This window comes from Prevotella sp. BV3P1, assembly GCF_000479005.1.
Taxonomy (GTDB): Bacteria; Bacteroidota; Bacteroidia; order Bacteroidales; family Bacteroidaceae; genus Prevotella.
The window spans coordinates 31922-51305 of record NZ_AWXC01000007.1 but is presented as its reverse complement, the minus strand read 5'-3'; the positions used below and the strand labels follow the sequence as shown (position 1 = coordinate 51305).

At 48.3% G+C, this 19384-nt stretch carries 12 protein-coding genes and 1 pseudogene; 10 read left to right on the top strand and 3 right to left on the bottom strand.

The window, feature by feature from the left end:
- Positions 1-26 precede the first annotated feature (26 nt).
- Positions 27-935 carry an ABC transporter substrate-binding protein gene (locus HMPREF1254_RS01290; RefSeq protein WP_023056980.1) on the bottom strand — a complete coding sequence of 303 codons (909 nt, stop codon included), beginning with the start codon at positions 933-935 and terminating at the stop codon, positions 27-29.
- Between the two features lie 75 nt (positions 936-1010).
- On the opposite strand from HMPREF1254_RS01290, the gene radA reads away from it, so the two are divergent.
- The 3 genes from radA to HMPREF1254_RS01275 all read left to right on the top strand — a co-directional run bounded on the left by radA (position 1011) and on the right by HMPREF1254_RS01275 (position 7481).
- Positions 1011-2396, top strand: a complete 1386-nt coding sequence (gene radA, locus HMPREF1254_RS01285) for a DNA repair protein RadA (protein ID WP_036878788.1) — start codon at positions 1011-1013, stop codon at positions 2394-2396.
- A gap of 243 nt (positions 2397-2639) precedes the next feature.
- Positions 2640-5792, top strand: a complete 3153-nt coding sequence (locus HMPREF1254_RS01280) for a SusC/RagA family TonB-linked outer membrane protein (protein WP_155945405.1) — start codon at positions 2640-2642, stop codon at positions 5790-5792.
- Between the two features lie 57 nt (positions 5793-5849).
- Complete coding sequence (locus tag HMPREF1254_RS01275) at positions 5850-7481, top strand: RagB/SusD family nutrient uptake outer membrane protein (RefSeq protein ID WP_023056878.1); 1632 nt, start codon at positions 5850-5852, stop codon at positions 7479-7481.
- Positions 7482-7809: 328 nt separating this feature from the next.
- Here HMPREF1254_RS01275 and tamL read toward each other — a convergent pair whose 3' ends face one another.
- Positions 7810-10020: a translocation and assembly module lipoprotein TamL gene (gene tamL / locus HMPREF1254_RS01270; protein WP_023056816.1), complete on the bottom strand. Its 2211-nt coding sequence runs from the start codon at positions 10018-10020 to the stop codon at positions 7810-7812.
- 471 nt (positions 10021-10491) lie between these two features.
- Between tamL and HMPREF1254_RS01265 the strand changes: the two genes are divergently transcribed.
- Together HMPREF1254_RS01265 and HMPREF1254_RS01260 are read left to right on the top strand one after the other, a co-directional pair.
- A complete protein-coding gene (locus tag HMPREF1254_RS01265) occupies positions 10492-11274 on the top strand; it encodes a TrmH family RNA methyltransferase (RefSeq protein WP_023056908.1) in 783 nt (260 codons plus the stop codon).
- A gap of 15 nt (positions 11275-11289) precedes the next feature.
- Entirely contained in the window at positions 11290-12195 is a 906-nt protein-coding gene (locus HMPREF1254_RS01260; protein ID WP_023056919.1) for a hypothetical protein, read from the top strand.
- Between the two features lie 243 nt (positions 12196-12438).
- On the opposite strand, the gene HMPREF1254_RS01255 is transcribed toward HMPREF1254_RS01260, so the two are convergent.
- The gene (locus tag HMPREF1254_RS01255) at positions 12439-13641 is read right to left on the bottom strand and encodes a transglycosylase SLT domain-containing protein (RefSeq protein ID WP_051331258.1); all 1203 of its coding nucleotides are present in this window, start codon (positions 13639-13641) and stop codon (positions 12439-12441) included.
- A 149-nt stretch (positions 13642-13790) separates the two neighbouring features.
- Here HMPREF1254_RS01255 and hisC point away from each other — a divergent pair, with 149 nt between their 5' ends.
- The 5 genes and pseudogenes from hisC (at position 13791) to HMPREF1254_RS12120 (ending at position 19055) form a co-directional block, all read left to right on the top strand.
- Positions 13791-14825, top strand: a complete 1035-nt coding sequence (gene hisC / locus HMPREF1254_RS01250) for a histidinol-phosphate transaminase (protein WP_036878844.1) — start codon at positions 13791-13793, stop codon at positions 14823-14825.
- Between the two features lie 53 nt (positions 14826-14878).
- A complete protein-coding gene (locus tag HMPREF1254_RS01245; RefSeq protein ID WP_036878847.1) occupies positions 14879-17254 on the top strand; it encodes a TonB-dependent receptor in 2376 nt (791 codons plus the stop codon).
- A 35-nt stretch (positions 17255-17289) separates the two neighbouring features.
- Positions 17290-18540 carry a type IX secretion system plug protein gene (locus tag HMPREF1254_RS01240; protein WP_408939366.1) on the top strand — a complete coding sequence of 417 codons (1251 nt, stop codon included), beginning with the start codon at positions 17290-17292 and terminating at the stop codon, positions 18538-18540.
- 78 nt (positions 18541-18618) lie between these two features.
- Positions 18619-18786: pseudogene (locus HMPREF1254_RS11575) on the top strand (4Fe-4S binding protein); the annotation flags it as partial.
- Between the two features lie 71 nt (positions 18787-18857).
- Complete coding sequence (locus HMPREF1254_RS12120; RefSeq protein ID WP_023056872.1) at positions 18858-19055, top strand: hypothetical protein; 198 nt, start codon at positions 18858-18860, stop codon at positions 19053-19055.
- Positions 19056-19384: the final 329 nt, after the last annotated feature.

Sequence of the window (19384 nt, the reverse complement as noted above, 5' to 3'; positions counted from 1 at the left end):
TGTTAATGATAAACTACGTCCAACGGCTACTTTACATAGCGTTGAGCTTTTTCTATATCTTTGGGTTCAGGCTTGGAAAGGTGGTTGAATTTTAGTTTTGGCAAGGCATTCACCGTTCTTTGATCGGTGTTGCAATACGAACAAATCAATGAGGAAAAGTGCTGAACACCATACTTGTCAATGGAGTCCACAGCCATGTTGTACGCACTGCTGAACGCTTTGAGCTGCGCCGTGCGATGCTTTCCTTTAATAGAATTGGTGCGGAAGGCCAACACACCCAACCGAGTGCCCGTCTTCCCGCTCTCCGTCAGCACCTGATGATGATACAATCGTGCGGTCGTTGCCTGCGGCTCAGTCAGCCACATGGCATCCATCTCGTTGTTGAGCAACATATGCAAACGTACATGCACATCATTAATCTGTACCTTATAGACCCTGGATTTTGTCTTAACCCCTTTGAGACTCTCGTCGGTGAGATAGTCGGTGCCCGAAAAACGGGTCATGGCTACCATCTTATCACCCAACTGATTGAGCTGTTTCAAGCGCGCCGTTTTATTGCTAATGAGCTGCCATTGCAGATTGGTGGCACTGAGATAATCCAGCTTGAGCCCCTTTCGTTTCAGCCGTTCCATGCGCACAAGGTCGGATATGATGCCCTCTACGCTGCCTCCGACAATAGCTGTGTCGGCATCCATCTGCGCCGTAAAGGGCTTGAGCCTGACATCCACATGCAACGTATCAAACAGTCGCAGCTCTTTGGCCACATATAATGGAAGGCAATCAAGCGTTGGCATCACGGCAATCTTTAGTGCCTCGGCATTCTCCTGACGCAACTTTTCACGTTGAGCCTTCGTCACTTGTTGACGCTCTGTTGTGGACTGTTGGCAAGCAACTAACAAGATGAGCAGCACGGCTAAAAGCAATAACTTTTTCATACCTTGCAAAATTAAACATTAATTTTGATTCTCAGAAAATTATTATTACTTTTGTCTGTCAACAATTCCACCACCATGGCAAAAGAAAAGATAGCTTATGTGTGTTCTAATTGCGGTCAGGATTCGCCCAAATGGATGGGCAAATGCCCCAATTGTGGGCAATGGAACACCTTCAAGGAGATACGCGTCAGCACTGATACGGCACCATCGACGGCCCGTTCGGTCGTCAATGCCTTCAAAGGCAACACGGAAAAGAACAAGCCATTGCGCCTGAAAGACATCTCAACGCTTGACGAACCGCGCATTGACATGCACGATGACGAGCTGAACCGCGTGCTGGGAGGCGGACTTGTTTCTGGCTCTATCACCCTTTTGGGAGGCGAGCCGGGCATCGGAAAGAGTACGCTGACGCTGCAAACGATCCTCCAAATGACAGACAAGCGGGTGCTCTACGTCAGCGGAGAGGAGAGTGCACACCAACTGAAGATGCGTGCTGAAAGACTGTCTAACGCCGAAAGTGACCATGTGGTCATCCTGTGCGAAACCTCTCTGGAACTGATTTTCGAGCAAATCAAGACTGTCAAGCCTGAACTGGTGGTGATAGACTCCATCCAAACCATTGCGACAGAGCATGTGGAAAGCTCGCCGGGCAGCATCTCGCAGGTAAGGGAATGCGCTGCTCTGCTGCTTCATTTTGCCAAAAACAGCGGCATTCCCGTCATCTTAATCGGACACATCAACAAGGAAGGTACACTGGCTGGCCCTAAAATTCTTGAGCACATCGTGGACACCGTCATTCAGTTTGAGGGCGACCAACATTATATATACCGCATCTTGCGCGCCATCAAAAACCGCTTCGGCAGCACGTCGGAACTGGGAATCTATGAAATGCAGCAAAACGGACTTAGGCAAGTGAGCAATCCATCCGAACTGTTGCTCACGCAAGATCACGACGGACTGAGCGGCATCGCCATCTCATCGGCCATAGAAGGCGTTCGTCCGTTCCTGTTGGAGACACAGGCTCTCGTCTCTTCTGCTGCGTACGGAACGCCACAACGATCGGCCACAGGCTTTGACCAGCGTAGGTTAAACATGCTTTTGGCCGTGTTGGAAAAGCGGGTGGGCTTTAAACTCATGCAGAAAGACGTGTTTCTCAACATCGCCGGTGGGCTGCGCGTCACCGATTTGGCCATGGACTTGAGCGTCATTGCCGCGGTGTTGTCCAGCAACGTGGACACACCCATCGAGAGCGGATGGTGCATGGCTGGCGAGGTAGGCCTCAGTGGAGAGGTGCGTCCCGTCAGCAGAATAGAGCAGCGTATCGCTGAAGCCGAGAAGTTGGGCTTCACACATCTCATCCTCCCAAAATACAACTTGCAGGGAATCAATCCACAACGATACCAGATAGCCCTCCACCCCGTGCGGAAAGTTGAGGAAGCCCTCCGTGCCTTGTTCGGATGACATGACACGAGGAAGGAAATAAACGGATGGTGCTGCATTGACTGACAAATACAGGCATGACAGTATAAAAAGATGCCAGAAGGACCTAACCTAACAAAAAAAAATGGAATAAATAGGTAGTAAACTGAAGCATTTTAAAAGATTAATGCTACCTTTGCAACACTTAATCAGAAAAACAACCAAAGAACCTATCTAATATTAACCAGGCAGATGATGAAACATCTGCAATTAACCTTAAACAAAATGAAGACAAGAAGTTTATTATTAGCGGTGGCATTGTGTATGTCACTTTCGGCTTTAGCCCAAAAGCTAACCTTCAAGGGGATTGTCGTAGATGACCAGGGAATTCCGGTCATTGGAGCTACCGTTATGCAGAAAGGCGTAACGGGGCAAGGAACCATCACCGATGTAGATGGTAACTTTACCATACAAGCCGACAATGACCAGCCACTCATCATCACTTACATCGGCTACCAGAAGGCTGAAGTGACACCAACAGCCAACATGAGAATTGTGTTGCATCAAGACAACAAGAGCCTCGATGAGGTCATTGTGGTTGGTTATGGAACACAGAAGAAAAGTGTGGTAACGGCTTCAATCGCCAAGATTAGCGCTAACGAATTGGACAAGACACAACCGGTGCGTATTGATGGTGCACTGAAAGGCTTGGTTTCAGGCGTGCAAGTAACAACCGCAGGTGGACAACCAGGTGCATCCAGCAAAATTCGTATCCGTGGAACTGGAACAGTCAACCACGCTGACCCTCTCTATATCGTTGACGGAATGCCGATTGAAGGGGGCATTGACTATTTGAATCCCAGTGACATACAAAGCATCGAAATATTGAAAGATGCTGCTTCAGGCGCCGTTTATGGTGCACGTGCAGCCAACGGTGTCGTGCTCGTCACAACAAAGAGTGGCAGCATAGGAAAGACCATCGTTAAATATGACTTTTCTATAGGATGGCAGAATCCATGGCGCAAGCGCAAATTACTCAATGCTGATCAATACACTACCCTGATGAAAGAAGCCGCCGGTTATGCTGGCGAGCAAAACATCGACAACATATTGAAGACCATGGGAAGTGCTGATACCAACTGGCAGGATGTATTGTACAATGACAACGCACCTGTGCAGCAACATCAATTGAGCATCAGTGGAGCTTCAGAAAAAGTGAATTACTACCTCTCTGCGGGTTATTACAAAGACGAAGGCGTCATTGGTGGCGACTACGGACGCGCCAACTACAAGCGTATGACCATTCGATCTAATACCACCTATAACCTTTTCGACCAAAGTAAACTGCGCAACTGGCTTCACACAGGTAAGATAGGTGTGAACTTGGCCTACTCACGCATCAACAATACCAACATGGAGATCAACCATCTCACAGGTGGATCTGCACTGGGCAACGCTTTGTTCCTTCCACCTCTGATGTCGGTATTTCCTGAAGATGAGGCTGCACTCAATTCGCAATATGCTGGTGAAATAGCCAAATATGGGCCTTTGGTAAGAGATAAGAAAACAGGAAAGCTACTCAACGTACCAACCAAGGACTTTAATGAAACGTCCAACCCACTGGCTTATCTCTCTCTACCAGGTGAAAAACACAACTCAGACAAGTTCGTTGCTAACTTTTGGGTAGAACTTGGAATTTGGGATAACTTGAAATTCAAAACCTCGTACGGTGTTGATCTTAGTTTCTGGGGTACTGACGGATGGAGTCTTCCTTATTATACGAATATAAATGCCCACAATGATAAATCCTCCGTTTGGAGTTCCATGAACCGCGGTAACCGCTGGCAAGTGGAAAACATCCTTACTTATGACAAACAATTGAACGATCACAACTTCTCCATTGTCCTTGGACAATCAGCCATCAAGTATGCCGGCCGTCGCATCGGAGGTTCGGCACAAGACATGATAGCCCTAAACCCTGACAAGGCTAACCTCGACTTTACCAAAGGTCTTGCTACTGATGGTAAACGTGACGCATCTGGTGGCTTGTTCGATCCACACACCTTAGCATCTTATTTTGGTAGATTCTCCTACAACTATGCCGAGCGCTATATGGCACAATTGACGGTTCGCCGAGATGGTTCTTCTAATTTCGGTCCGAACAACAAATGGGGAACTTTCCCATCTGTTTCATTGGGTTGGAATCTCACTAACGAAAAGTTCTTGGAGAAGCGTCCCGATTGGTTCAGCAATTTAAAACTACGTTTGAGTTGGGGTAAGAACGGTAATGAGGCCATTGGCCCATTTCGTTACACCGCCAATGTTGCCATGGGCAACAACTACACCTTCGGTGGTGCTGGCAACCAAGTTATTCAAAGTGGCAGCAAGCCATCAGGTACTCCTAACCCTGACTTGAAGTGGGAGGAATCTGAACAATATGATGCAGGATTGGACTTCAGTTTCTTCAACAACGCTTTGACCTTCACCGTAGATTGGTTCAAGAAAAAGACCAATGGTATGCTCAAGCCCATGAGTATTCCTTCTTACTTAGGTGAAACCAAACCATGGGGTAACGTTGGTGATATGGAAAACAGTGGTGTTGAATTTGAGTTGGGTTACAAGTTCCGCAGTGGTGATTGGGCATTCAACGTCAACGCCAATGCCAGCTACTTGAAGAACAAATTGATAAACCTTGGTAATGACACGGGTTATGAAACATCCGATAACGTTCACCAAATAGGAAATGTGAGTCGTGCAGAGAACGGACAACCCTATCCATTCTTTTTCGGTTACAAGACAGCAGGTATCTTCCAAAACAATAAACAGGTGGATGCATACGTCAACCGTGAAGGCAAGAAACTACAGCCAAACGCACAGCCGGGTGACGTTATCTATGTAGACTATAATGGCGATGGTGTAATAGACGATGCAGACAAGACCTACATTGGGAAGGGTGACCCCGACTGGACGTTCGGACTGAACTTCAATGCCAGCTGGAAAATGCTTGATTTCTCCATGTTGTGGGCTGGCTCATTGGGTAATAAAATCTTTGATGCTACTCGCCGTATCGACTTACGCTACGTCAACATGCCTGAAGAATTTATGGACCGCTGGCATGGCGAAGGTACATCCAACAAGATGCCGCGCTTTGCTTGGACAACAGCCAATGACAACACGAAGGTTTCTGACCTTTATATCAAAAACGGTTCATACGTTCGTCTAAAAAACATTCAGCTGGGTGTTACCTTACCTAAAGAGTGGACCCAAGCTGCATTCATCTCTAACCTGCGTCTCTACTTGGCAGCAGAAAATCTGATTACCATTACCAGCTACAAAGGTATGGAACCAGAGATTTACTATGATACGCAGTCAGGAATTGACCGTGGCTTCTATCCGCAGAACCGCACCATCACGATAGGTGCCAATGTAACTTTCTAAAGAAAGATAGCTTAAAACAGGAAAATAACATTGAACACAATTTAAAAGATAACAATCATGAAAGTTAAAAATATATTTTTATACGGCGTAATGGCAAGCATGACCTGCTACTTGTCTTCATGCAACGACAATTTCTTGTCGGTAGAACCCGCCAGCAGCCTGCCCATCGAAGGCTACTACAACACCAAGGCACACATTGAGGAAGCTGTTACGGCAGCGTATGCACCCTTGGCTTGGTACGATGTTTACGAAAGTTGGTGTCCTCTCTTCCTCGTCCCAGATGTCCAGGGTGACGACATTTATGTAGGCGGAGGTAGCAATACTGACCTGATGGAGATTCACATGGCATCCCAATACAAGTCAACCAGCTTGATGAACTTCAAGGGAGCATGGACAATCAGCTACATGGGTATAAACCGCTCAAACTGGGTTATCAAGGATGCTGAAGAGGCTAAGGAACTCTCTGAGGCCGAGAAGGCGGGCTATATCGCAGAAGCCAGAACCATCAGAGCCTTCTACTACCTGCAGCTTTGGAAGTTTTGGGGCAATGTACCTTATTATGTAAAAAACCTGGAATTTCCTTTCATTGCCGAACAACTCTCGGCTAATGATGTTTATAGCAAAGTGATTGCTGAACTGGAAGATGTCATCAAGTCGAACACACTCCCCATGAAGGAAACCCAGGCGCGCTGTGGACATGCCACCCAAGCTTTCGCCCAAATGCTTTTCGCTGACTTTGTGATGTACCAGAAAGACGAGAGCCGATACCAACAGGCACTGAGCTATATGGAACAAATCATTGGTAGCAACAAATATCGCCTGATGAGCGACTATGCCGGCATTTGGGAACAAAGTGGAGAATGGTGCGACGAGTCAATTTACGAAATCAATTATTGCTCCAAGGGTAGCAGACGTGATTGGGGAAATGTCAATGCCCCCGGCGGCGGGACAGGTGTTCCTGCCCTGATTGGTATTTACGGACTTACCTACAAAGCCTCCAAAGCACATTTAGCCGAAAATCCAACCTATGCACCAAAACAAGAACTGAACGGAGGCTGGGGCTTCTGCGATGTATCAAAAGAAGTTTATGACCTCTATGAACAGCAAGACCTGCGTCGAACCGGCGGCATCATCAACATGGCTGAATATGCTGCCAGCTACAAGGCCCGCACTGGTGATGAGGTAACTTATGCAGGACGCTATCAGAACACGGGAATATTCCTCCTGAAATACTTAGGACGCCCGGGAGGCAACGACGGAGCCGTGGCTTCTTCCGACTTAGGTTGGGACAACAACCAGCGTATCTATCGTTATTCAGAAACCTTGCTCAATGCAGCTGAGCTGATTCTACGCACGAATGGTGATAAAGCAAAAGCCCAGAGATATTTCGATGAGGTACGCAACCGAGCAAAAGCCTCGCATCGCATCGTCACACTTGATAACATCTTGGAAGAACGCCGACTTGAGTTTGTAGGCGAAGGCAAACGCTACTACGACCTCATTCGCTTCGGCAAAGCTGCCGAGGTGCTCAAACCTGGTGGTGGAAAGGTGCTTAACAAGGCAAAAACTGAATACGACACACAGGCTATACCCGAACGCATACAGTGGACAGAAAGTAAGAAATATTTGCCCATTCCTCAGGATGAGATTGAGGCTGCCAAGGGTACTCTGAAACAAAACCAATATTGATGCTACTGCAACATGCCCTCCAAAGGGCATGTTGTTGCAGACAGAACGAGCAATAATACCTGACAAGACTTTCGAAAGTCCAAAAGATTCTTTTCAAGTTCAATGAGCATTGGTTACATGTCACACGCAGGATAATCCACCTGAGCAGACAAAGTAATAGCCAATAACTCATACTTCGCAAGATTCCTTTTCGGCTTTCGAAAGTTTTTTTATGCCCATGCGCCAATGAGAACGCTTTAAACGTGCAACTTCACAGGCATGATTGCATGGTGGAAATACTTTCATTCAAAAAAGCAATGCTATGAAATAAGGCCAGTAACAATGGCAATTAGAAGGGCATACCCACTGCGAAATGGAAGGTGAAGTCGCGACCAAAGTTAGGATGAAGCACGGCGAAATGCTCACGCAGTGTTTCATAAGCAGGATTGATGGCCTTCATACCCATGTCGAACCGCAGGATAAAAAAGTCGAAGTTCAAGCGCAATCCCAGTCCGTAGGCCACGGCTATCTGCTTATAAAACTCGTGTAACCTGAACTGACCGCCAGGTTGTTCCTCATATTGTCGCAACGTCCAAATGTTTCCGGCATCCACAAAAGCCGCTCCATGGAACTTCCAAAACAACTTGGTGCGGTATTCTATGTTCATATCCAGCTTCATGTCACCCGTTTGGTTGATGAAGTCGATGCGCCCATCGGTACCGCGAAAGCTGCCCGGCCCCAACTCTCTGACGCTCCATCCCCTCACCGAGTTGGCTCCACCCGAGAAGTATCGCTTCTCAAAAGGCAATATTTTCGAGTTGCCATACGGATAAGCAAGCCCCAAATCAATGTGCAAAGCCAACGAGTTGTGCATATCAAAGGTAATCAAACGGGTATAGTCGAAGTCGCCTTTGATATACTGTGCGTAGGCCGTATTAAATAAGGTGTACTGTCCTTGCGCGTTTTTACGGAAGGACAGCACTTTAGAAAAGCCCTTCAAAATATTGCCGGCCGTTTCGATGTTGGCAATCATGGCATGCCGACCATTATTGAATCTCAAGCCGAACCCCATCTTCATGACCAGCAAATTCTCATAGTTATACCGCAAGATAGCATTCCTACTACTGACGTCGTCCAGGTAATCGCGCTTGAACGTATCAGAAATCCAAGGCATATAGACATAGTTGAGGTCAATCAAATCCACGCGATAGGACGAATATCGCTTCGGTTCGTTCCATCGATATCTAAACGCTGCGGACAAAACCCTACGATGAAATTCTGGACGATTCTGCAAGCTGTAACTGAAAGACAACTCCGATGATGCCGTGCTACGTCGCTGAAACGCGCTTGATAGGAAAGGAGCCAGCAAGCGGGGAAATTGCAATTTGGCCTCAGTGTTGTACTCCTGATAGTCCTGGTCGTTGTATCCCTCCAGGCCCGTGATGGCCTCAAAGGCCCCTCTTAGCTGCACCCGCAGCACCTCACTGCCACGAAAAAGGTTTCTGTTCTCGTATGTCAGCGACACGGCTGCCCCCAAATCACCGGCCGTGTTGGTGCCTTCGGGCTGAAAAGACAGCGTATGAGGCTTGTTGTGGCTCAGCTGTATGTCACAATCCAACAGCGTAGTGTCGGGCAATTCCTTAAACTTGATGTTGGTGTACCTCACGGCTTGCAACCGTGCGAAGTTGTTATACGTCGTTTGCAGATGAGCGGCCGAGAAGGGTTCTCCCGCCTTGATGGCCGTATTGTATTCAAGTATTTTGGGACGCAGATGGATACCCGACTCCTCACTGGAAGAGAATTTCACGTCACGAATGAAATACCGTGGGTGATTGGTCTCAGGTGCGTCACTGTTGGCACGGTATTTCAACAGTCTGACCACCAGGTTGATGTCGGTATTGTTGCGTGCCGAGTCGGCCTCAAAGACGATAAAATCCTTGTGAAATTTATAAAAACCGCTGTCCAACAGCAGCTTGGTTATTCGGTTACGCTCTTCGTCCAGGCGTTCCACTGTGAAGCGCGAGCCGCTCTGAAGGCCGCGAATAGCATGCTGAGGTTTGTCCAAAGCCAGTATTCGTTTGATGCGTTCGTCCGCAATGTCATATCTCACACGGTTGATACGATAAGGCTCACCGGGATGAAGCGTGTAGATGGCTTTCAGCTTTTTGCCCTTTACCTTCGTCTGCAAGTCTACGTCCGCATGCATGTATCCAGCGTTTTGCAGAGCCTTCTTCAGGTCGTTCATCGACTGGTTGGCCTGCACGGTATCAAACAGCACCGGCTCTTCGCCAATCTTTCGCAAAGTACGGTTCACCCATTTCGTGGTATCACGCCCCGAAAGCGAATAGGTTCCTAACGGAATGTTGAACAAAGAGAACCACTTGGAGTTGGCTTTCTGTCGGATATAAGGCTCCAACGAGGCAGCATCAAAGCCTTTCTGATCTGACTTGATTTCAACCTCTTGCAACAGATACTCGTTCTCCGGGATGAATTTACTCGATGAGCAACCAACCAGGAACAGCAACGTCAGAAAAGAAATCGATAATTTTACTTTCCTCAAAATGCACCTGTTTAATGATGAAAACCACAATGACACAGAACGCTGTTGAATGCTCACGCAACTGGCTCTTCTGTGTATATCATTGCAAAGGTAAGGAAAAAGATGCTAAATAAGCGGTTGAAGAATCAAGAATTTACTATCTTTGTACGGCTCTTTTATTTAAGGACAATGTTGTTGAACAACGAATGTAACAAATGAAACGAATGAACCAAACAAGACAATGAACGCAAGCGTTCTGCGAATGAAACAAATCTGCCGACATAAACATGTTGCGTGTCTTTGCCAAATTCGTTTCATTCGTTGAACGCCTGCGTTCATTGATTCCAACAGTCAGATTCGTTTCATTCGTTCAATTCGTTGTTGAAACAAAAAAAATGATTGTTTTTGACAACAAACGACCTTTTTAAATGAAAGAACCGTGTTATCTTTGTGCTTGGCTTCAATATTCCAAAGCACATCAAAACGAAGAGGATGATTAGTAAAGCAAAAATCAAATACATCAACGCGCTGCAAACAAAGAAGGGACGGTCGGCTCATGGCACGTTCGTTGCCGAGGGTCCTAAGGTGGTTCACGACCTGCTGTCGTCGTTCCAACCCGAACTCATCGTCGCCACAGAGCAATGGCTCGAACGGCACGAAGACGAGAGCTTGAGGGGCAACCAGGGCGACAGCCGACCGCAAATCATCCCGGTATCGCCCGACGAGCTGCAAAAAATCAGTCTGCTACAGCACCCGCAAGAGGTGTTGGCCGTATTTGAACAACGCCACATGCCCACTCACATCGACCCAACCCACGAGCTGGTGCTGTCACTGGATGGCATTCAAGACCCGGGTAACCTTGGCACCATCATCCGCATTGCCGACTGGTTTGGCATCAGGAATGTGATTTGCAGCGAAGACACGGCAGATGTGTACAACCCGAAAGTGGTTCAGGCCACCATGGGAAGCATCGCACACGTCGACGTCACCTACCTGAATCTCTGCGAATTTGTGGATGCGCTGCCGCCACCAACCCCTGTCTATGGCACTTTGCTTGATGGTGCGGATATCTATCAACAGACGCTCACCGCGACCGGCATCATCATCATGGGGAATGAAGGCAACGGCATCTCGAAAGACCTGCGCGCACGCGTCAACCATCCGCTGCTCATCCCCAACTTCTCCACCTTGCCCGACAAGGCCGAGAGCCTCAACGTGGCCATCGCCACGGCCATTGCGTGCAGCGAATTTAAAAGAAGAACAAAAACAACGTAAATCAATCAAACGAATATGGAAAACGATCTCTATAAAAACAGAAGCATATCGGGTTGCATCAAGGCCGGATACCTTCTTTTCTGCTCAAACGTCATGACCATCTTGCGTAAAAACTGGCTGTCGCTGCTGGTGTTCTCCGTCATTGGGGGCGCATACCTGGCCTTCGGCCTCACCAATGCCATGCACACGATGGGCAACAGCCTGCCCACGGGCAAGTTGGTCACGTTCGGTTTGCTCAACGTACTGCTGCTCTGTGCGTCGGTATGGTACATGGCTCGCACCACCACCCTGCTCAACGAGAACGGCTTTGCCTGCAACCTCAAGCGCATTGCCAAACTTCAGTTGGCCTATGTGGTTTTCATGGGCATCGTTTCCCTGCTGCTGACAGCTGCGACGCTATCCATTTCTTATGGGCAAAAACCCGCACCAGCGGCTGTCGGCACGGCCGGAATGGGCTTGCAGGCATGGCTCTTTCCGGTGGCCTGGCTCATCATTCTCATCGCCATGGCACCCTTTGCCTATTCTTCCATGAGATACATTCAGGAGAAAGAGGCCAAGTTCAAAACGCATGTGCTGGGCGGTTATCGAACCGGACTGCGCCGCATCGGGTTCATCGTTTCCACCTTTTTCTTATATGGAATCGTCATTTTTTTCCTCACCCTCATTCTCCTCATGCCGGTCTACATCCTGTTCATGGCCAGCACCCTGTCACAAATGGGCGTTCAGAATGGTGACCCAAACACCCTTCCGGCCTACTTCCCCGTGCTTACCTACGGTGTCTGCATCCTCATCTACTTTATTTGCGCCGCCTTTCTGACGGTTGGCATCTTCGTCAACTACTATGTGTATGGGTCGATAGAAGCCCGCAGACAAGCACAATCCAACAGGAAAGCCATCCAAACAGAAGCGGCCGAAGCGTAAAACGGGGATGGGCATTGACGAACAAGGACGGTGACACAGCCAAAAACCGTTACATACTGAAAACCAACCACTTAATCCTTTCATAACGAAAGCCATTCAGCCCGTCATCCAATTGCATTGAGTTTGGCTGCCAATTGCATTGAGTTTGAGTGCCAATAACATTGAGATTGACAGCCAATAGCAATGAGTTTGAAAATGCGGTGCCTTGGGGTAAGATAACCGTAGGGGCGTGATTTAATATGTTTAGAGCTTGAAGCGATGCTTGCGCTTGGCCCTGGAAGGTTTCTGGATGCTGTAAAAACCAATTCCACCCTTGGCCACACCTCTGTATTGCGCATAGCGGGCGCGAATTTTGTTAACGTAGTCAACCGTCTCTGAACCACGCATATAGCCATACTTGACGATGGGGTCACGATAGTAACGCGGGTCAGACAACTTCAAAATATATTCTGAAACGTGATTCCAACTATGCGGATTGCCACCGTTTTTCTGGGTCAATGCCATCGCATCGCGCACATGATAAGAGCCGCCATTGTAGCTGGCCAGCACGAAATACTGGCGTTCCTGCACGTTTCTCACATCCTGAAAATGGGCACTTAGCTCTTGCAAATACTTGGCTGCGGCCGCTATGTTTTGCTCCGGATCATGGATGTCGGCTAACGAAAGTCCCAGATGCGCCGCCGTTCCGGGCATGATTTGCATCAATCCCAGTGCACCGGCCCACGAACGAGCTTGCGGGTCAAAGGTAGACTCTTGATAACATTGAGCCGCCATCAAGCGCCAATCCCATCTGGCCATGGGCGCATACTGCTGAAAAAAGTGGTCATAACGGGAGATGACACCCTGCGAACGGTTCAACATGGGTGAATAAACGTGACGGGTAACGCTGCGGGTGGACAGCAAGAACGATTCTCGTTGCTTGACTTGGGCAATGAGTTTCGGACTGAACCATTTGTTCAGCGTGTCGGCAAGCGCCTCATTGTCTTTCCTTACCGCCCACTGTGTTTTCAACGAATCAGCCGATGGCCCCGAGTACAGCAAGCGTTTGTCGGTTCTGGGCAGCGGAAAAGCGATGATGTCGCCATCACCTTGCTCGAGCCTGTTGACCATCTCCGTGGTGTCCTTGCACAATTCTACCCGCAAGGAAACGCCCAACTGTCGGGCAAACTGTTCACAAAGCAAATACTGTAATCCCATGCCACGCCCACGATAGTCGTAATACGTCTCGGGTCCATTGATGGTCAGCATAATCAATTCGCCGTTTCCGATGATGTCATCCAGCGAGAAACCCTGACTCACATTGGCCGTATCGGTGCCCAAAGTGGTTCCCCAAGGCGTGCGTACCTGTTTCTTTTCATTTTCACACCCACAGAGCATCAACAACAACAGGAAGATGAACAAATGGCATGTCAATGAAAGAGGAAAGTAATTTTGGCACTTTTGCATTGGGCAAATGTACGACATTTCTTGCACATCTCCCCACATCTTATTATATTTGCATAACATTTTTAAGAACAAATAAGAAATGCCGTGTGAACGATTCACACCTTACGACGCGCAATTTCGGCACCTATACCCTTTAAATCGATGACATGATGAGAACCCTGGAACAACTGGTTAGACCCAATATTTGGGCTTTAACGCGCCATGGCAGCACGCGGTGCGAGCATGGTGGCAGCAAGGCAAACGTCTTTTTGGATGCCAACGAAAATCCATATAACAAGCCGCTTAACCGATATCCCGACCCACTGCAAAGGGAATTGAAAGAAAAGCTGAGCCAAATTAAGCAAGTGCCGGCCGGAAACATCTTCCTGAGTAACGGATGTGATGAAGCCATCGACTTGGTTTACCGCATTTTCTGCGAACCTCAGCAAGACAACGTTGTTGCCATCGAACCAACCTACGGCATGTACAAAGTGTGCGCAGACATCAACAACACGACCTACAAACCCGTGCCGCTGGATGAAAGTTTCCAGCTGTCGGCCGACAAATTGCTGGCCTCATGCGACGCATCAACAAAGGTAATTTGGCTATGCAGTCCCAACAACCCCACAGGCAACGACCTTCATAGGGACGCCATCACGGAAATCGTCCAACAATTTGACGGCATCGTGGTGCTGGACGAAGCCTACAGTGACTTCTCTTCCCAGAAGTCATTCCGCACCGAACTCGCCTCCTACCCCAACCTCATCATACTCAACACCATGAGTCTGGCGTGGGGATGTGCGGGCATCCGACTGGGAATGGCGTTCGCAAGCGAAGAAATCGTCAACCTATTTAATAAGGTGAAACAGCCCTACAACATCAGCTCGCTCACGCAAGAGCAAGCACTCAAGTCGCTGCAAGGTACCTTTGAGGTAGAAAAATGGGTCACCACCCTGCTGCAAGAAAGGCGAAGAATGGTGCAGGCTTTTGCCGTACTGCCACAGTGCGTGAAGGTGTACCCTACCTCGGCCAACTTCTTTCTGGCCAAGATGAAAAATACCCAAGCCACCTATCAATACCTATTGGACAAAGGTATTGTGGTATGCGACAGAAATCAGGTGACACTATGCCACGATTGTCTGCGGGTGACCATCGGCACGAAGACCGAAAACAACGAGCTGTTGGCGGCTCTGCGACAATGCTGAAACAACGTGCGGCAACGCAATAATCAACCAACTATTGCGTTATCAGACCAATGATGAAATTGAGAACCGTTGTAATCAGTCTGCTGTTGCTATGCGCAATGGCAGCACAAGCCCAATCATTCACCCTGCAAGGAAGAGTGGTTGACGAGCAACTCAATCCCGTGGAGTTGGCCACCGTGTCGTGTCTGCAACAGGGCAAAGCCACCGTGACCTCACTCAAAGGCGAGTTCAGCATGCAACTGATGTCGGCCGACTCAGTTGTTATCAGGTTTTCCATGATTGGCTACAAAACCAAACAGCGCGTGCTGCGCCATCCGCGAGGCAAACAAACGTTGCAGATCGTGTTGAACAGCGACGACCAGACGCTGGGCGAAGTGAAGGTGATGGGCGAGAAAATTCAGACCGGACAAACGCAAAACCTGAAGACTGAACATGCCAAAACCTTGCCTTCGGTGACGGGAAACGGCGTGGAAGAGCTCATACAGTCGCAAGCCGGCGTGTCCACGCACAACGAACTGTCATCACAATACAACGTAAGAGGGGGTGCCTTTGACGAGAATAGCGTGTACATCAACAACATAGAGATATACAGACCTTTCTTGGTAAGGTCGGGACAACAAGAGGGATTGTCGGTCATCAATCCAGACATGGTGGAGAAAATTGGTTTTTCAACCGGCGGATTCGAGGCCAAATACGGTGACAAGATGTCGTCGGCCCTCGACATTACCTACCGGCAACCCAAACCATTTGAGGCCAACGTGTCTGCCAGTTTGTTGGGAGCCAGCGCGTTCGTAGGTTTCAGAACCAAGACGGTGGCATGGAGCAACGGCCTGAGATACAAGACCAACAAATATCTGTTGGGGTCGTTGGAAACAGAGGGAGAATACAAACCCGATTTCTTAGACTACCAAACCTACCTGGTTTATACGCCGAACAAGCGTTGGAAACTGTCGTTCATCGGCAACCTATCGGACAATCACTACACGTTTACGCCAAAAAACAGGGAAACGGCTTTTGGTACCTTGCAAAACGTCAAGTCGTTCAAAGTATATTTTGATGGGCATGAAAAGGATCGGTTCAACACCTATTTCGGTTCAATCGACTTAACACGCAACTTCGGTGATTCCACGTCAGTGTCACTCTTAGCCTCGGCTTTCTCGACCAACGAACGTGAAAAATATGACATCCAGGGGCAATACTGGCTCACACAAACCGAGACAAGTGAGAACTTGGGCGTTGGAACCTACTTTCAACATGCGCGTAACTACTTGAAAGCTCATGTGGAGAACGTAAAGTTGATGGCCAAACACACATCCAAGCGACACCAGGTGGAAGGCGGACTGACATTCAAGTTTGAACACATTCAAGAGCAAGCTGCTGAATATGAGATGCGGGATTCAAGCGGATACAGCATTCCACACACGGGAAAAGACCTGTACATGATTTACTCCCTGCGTGCCAAAAACGAGCTGAACGCCCGGCGCATCGAGGCTTATCTGCAAGACACCTATCGGTTTAGCAACCGCAGCGGCAACACCCACTACACCTTGAACTACGGGGTGCGTATGAGCAGATGGAGCTTCAACAAAGAATTGGTGGTGAGTCCGCGCGCCTCACTGGGCATCATACCCGCCTTTAACGAGAACATGACCTTTCGCTTGGCGGCCGGATTGTACTATCAAACACCTTTCTACAAAGAGATAAGAGATACGACTACCGTCAACGGAACGACGTACGCAAAGTTGAACGAGAAGGCGAAGAGCCAACGTTCTATCCACCTAATCACCGCCATGGACTACCGGTTCAGAATGAACAAGCGGCCATTCAAGTTCACGGCCGAAGCCTACTTCAAGGCATTGGGCAACCTGGTACCATACAGTGTGAACAACGTCAAGGTGGTATATTATGGCGACAACATGAGTTCGGGACATGCCTTGGGGCTGGATATGAAGCTGTATGGCGAGTTTGTACCAGGAACTGATTCGTGGATAAGCCTCTCCGTGATGGACACGAAGATGAAACTCAATGGCAAGACCATTCCCATGCCTACCGACCAGCGGTACGCCGTGAACCTATTCTTCACCGATTACTTCCCCGGAACCGACCGATGGAAGATGTCATTGAAGCTGGCTTTTGCCGACGGTCTTCCCTTTGCAGCACCGCACCGCGAATTGGAACGCAACTCATTTCGCGCACCTGCGTACAGACGAGTGGACTTAGGGATGAGTTATCGACTATTGAACAATGACGACCGTCGCTCTAAATCCATCTTCAAGAACATTTGGTTGGGCATTGACGCGCTGAACCTTTTCGGCATCAGTAACGTCAATTCGTATTATTGGATTACGGATGTGACGAACCAACAATACGCCGTACCCAATTATCTGACTGGCCGATTGATCAACGGAAAGGTTATACTCGAATTCTAACAGGTGCTATCACGCAGCCATCTGCAAAACACATCATGGAAATGAATACAATGAACAGAACCCTGATAGGCATTTGTCTTTTACTGACAGCAAGCGTTTGCACTGCACAGAAGAACGAGATTTACAAAAAATCGATTGCTTCCTTGCAAGTAGTTGCAGGGGATGATTGGCTCTCACCCCCCATCACCCAGTTGGATGGTGAGCCAATAACCATCGCATTTGACGACCTCACCCACGAATATCACCGATATACTTACACCATTGAACATTGCGAAGCCGACTGGAGTACTACCACTCAGTTGTTCGCAAGCGATTATCTGGATGGCTTCGCAGAGGGGAACACCATCGATGACGTGCAAAAATCAATCAACACGAAAACGCTCTACACCCACTATCAACTGCAAATACCCAACGAAAGATGCAGACTGAAGATGAGTGGGAACTATCGTCTCACGGTCTTCGACGAAAACAACGACAACGAGAAAATCTTGTCTGCGTGCTTCATGGTCGTGGAACCTCTCGCTGGTATCCAGATGGAGGTAGTGACCAACACAGACATCGACATCAACGGAACGCATCAGCAAGTGAACATGGAGGTAAACTATAGCATGCTGCAAGTAACCGATCCGGCAACCCAAATCAAGACCATCGTGCTGCAAAACGGTCGGTGGAACAAAGAACGGTTCAACATCAAGCCGCAATACGTCATGCCCGATGCGCTGAAATGGGTACACAACAAGCAACTGATTTTTGACGGAGGCAACGAATACAGAAAGTTTGAAATGCTGGACGTGAACCATACGACCATGGGACTGGAATCTGTCAACTGGGACGGCAGCGATTATCACGCATACGTTTGGACCGATGAGCCTCGCCCAAATTACGTTTACGATGAGGATGCCAACGGGGCATTCTACATCCGCAACAGCGACAACGCAGAAAACGACACCAGCTCAGATTATCTCATCGTGCATTTCAAGTTGCGGGCACCCAGGCAGAACGGGGACGTATATCTCAACGCGACATGGACAAACGACCAACTGACACCGGAATACAAGATGCACTACAACGAGCAGGACGGCGTTTACGAGGCTGCAGTGCTGTTGAAACAGGGCTACTATTCGTACCAGTATGTGGTTGCGAAAACAGACGGAACGACCGCTCCAGTAAGCACCGAGGGGTCGTTCTATCAAACGGAAAACAAGTACCAAGCACTACTCTACTATCGCGGAACCGGCGAACGTACCGACCGGTTGGTGGGGTATCAGCAGGTACAAATTAAATGAGCGTGGCTTCCTTTTCATCGGAGGCACGATTGAAGTTGGTTTGTCTGCTAAGAGATACAAATCCCGCTGTGGACAGCAGGTGCTATCACGATGGTGCCGAGTAAGGCTTCAGATCCAAAATCTCCGAAAATCCCAGCGGTCAACACCGAACGTTGTATTGGGTGTGGGGCGTGCGAAAACCAGTGTCCGACACGTCCGTTCAGTGCGATCTATGTAGAAGGACATGAAATGCACTGTATTATCTAATCAAACTTGAACGAAACAATGACTAAACAGAACAGTTGAAACAAGAGATACTATAAAAGCAACGGTCATTGATGGTGCAACAACATATCGCAGCCATTAGAGATGTTCCACTTGTTGGGCATGATCAAGATGGCAACACCAGACAGGTACGTGATGTCAAGCTGGGACAAGGTATCAGCCAAGGCAGGTTATGGCAGAATGAGCACTTTGCATCGTGTCTTTCTCCTATGCCTTGCGCCACTTATTTGATTGATTTGTTGTCCCGATAACCTTTGTGCCTAAAAGTCATCGTTCACAATTTGTTTCCCGAAAGGAGCCAGGGCAAGACGCATCAGTCGAAAGTGCATTTTGGCCCATGGTATACCTCCGCGGTGTTTTTCATGTTTTTTGTACAATCCAAACACCAACAAATTTTGCACTTCGATTTTGAATCTTCACAAGACAGTCTGTATGCTCTACTGATGATATCAAATAAGGATACTCTGCATGATAATGGTACTGGCATGACCTATACGGCATTTTTTTAACACAAATGCTGAGCGTTTTTTCAACCAACTGGTTCGTGCGTTGAAAAAACGGCAAGCAGGAACGGTTTTTA

Excerpts from the sequence above, each read along its gene's own strand:
- HMPREF1254_RS01240 (WP_408939366.1), top strand. The coding sequence starts at position 17,290 with ATGGAAATGAATACAATGAACAGAACCCTGATAGGCATTTGTCTTTTA.
- HMPREF1254_RS01255 (WP_051331258.1), bottom strand. The coding sequence starts at position 13,641 with ATGCAAAAGTGCCAAAATTACTTTCCTCTTTCATTGACATGCCATTTG.
- HMPREF1254_RS01280 (WP_155945405.1), top strand. The coding sequence starts at position 2,640 with ATGAAGACAAGAAGTTTATTATTAGCGGTGGCATTGTGTATGTCACTT.
- HMPREF1254_RS12120 (WP_023056872.1), top strand. The coding sequence starts at position 18,858 with ATGGTGCAACAACATATCGCAGCCATTAGAGATGTTCCACTTGTTGGG.
- radA (WP_036878788.1), top strand. The coding sequence starts at position 1,011 with ATGGCAAAAGAAAAGATAGCTTATGTGTGTTCTAATTGCGGTCAGGAT.
- HMPREF1254_RS01260 (WP_023056919.1), top strand. The coding sequence starts at position 11,290 with ATGGAAAACGATCTCTATAAAAACAGAAGCATATCGGGTTGCATCAAG.
- HMPREF1254_RS01265 (WP_023056908.1), top strand. The coding sequence starts at position 10,492 with ATGATTAGTAAAGCAAAAATCAAATACATCAACGCGCTGCAAACAAAG.
- HMPREF1254_RS01245 (WP_036878847.1), top strand. The coding sequence starts at position 14,879 with ATGAAATTGAGAACCGTTGTAATCAGTCTGCTGTTGCTATGCGCAATG.
- HMPREF1254_RS01290 (WP_023056980.1), bottom strand. The coding sequence starts at position 935 with ATGAAAAAGTTATTGCTTTTAGCCGTGCTGCTCATCTTGTTAGTTGCT.
- HMPREF1254_RS01275 (WP_023056878.1), top strand. The coding sequence starts at position 5,850 with ATGAAAGTTAAAAATATATTTTTATACGGCGTAATGGCAAGCATGACC.
- hisC (WP_036878844.1), top strand. The coding sequence starts at position 13,791 with ATGAGAACCCTGGAACAACTGGTTAGACCCAATATTTGGGCTTTAACG.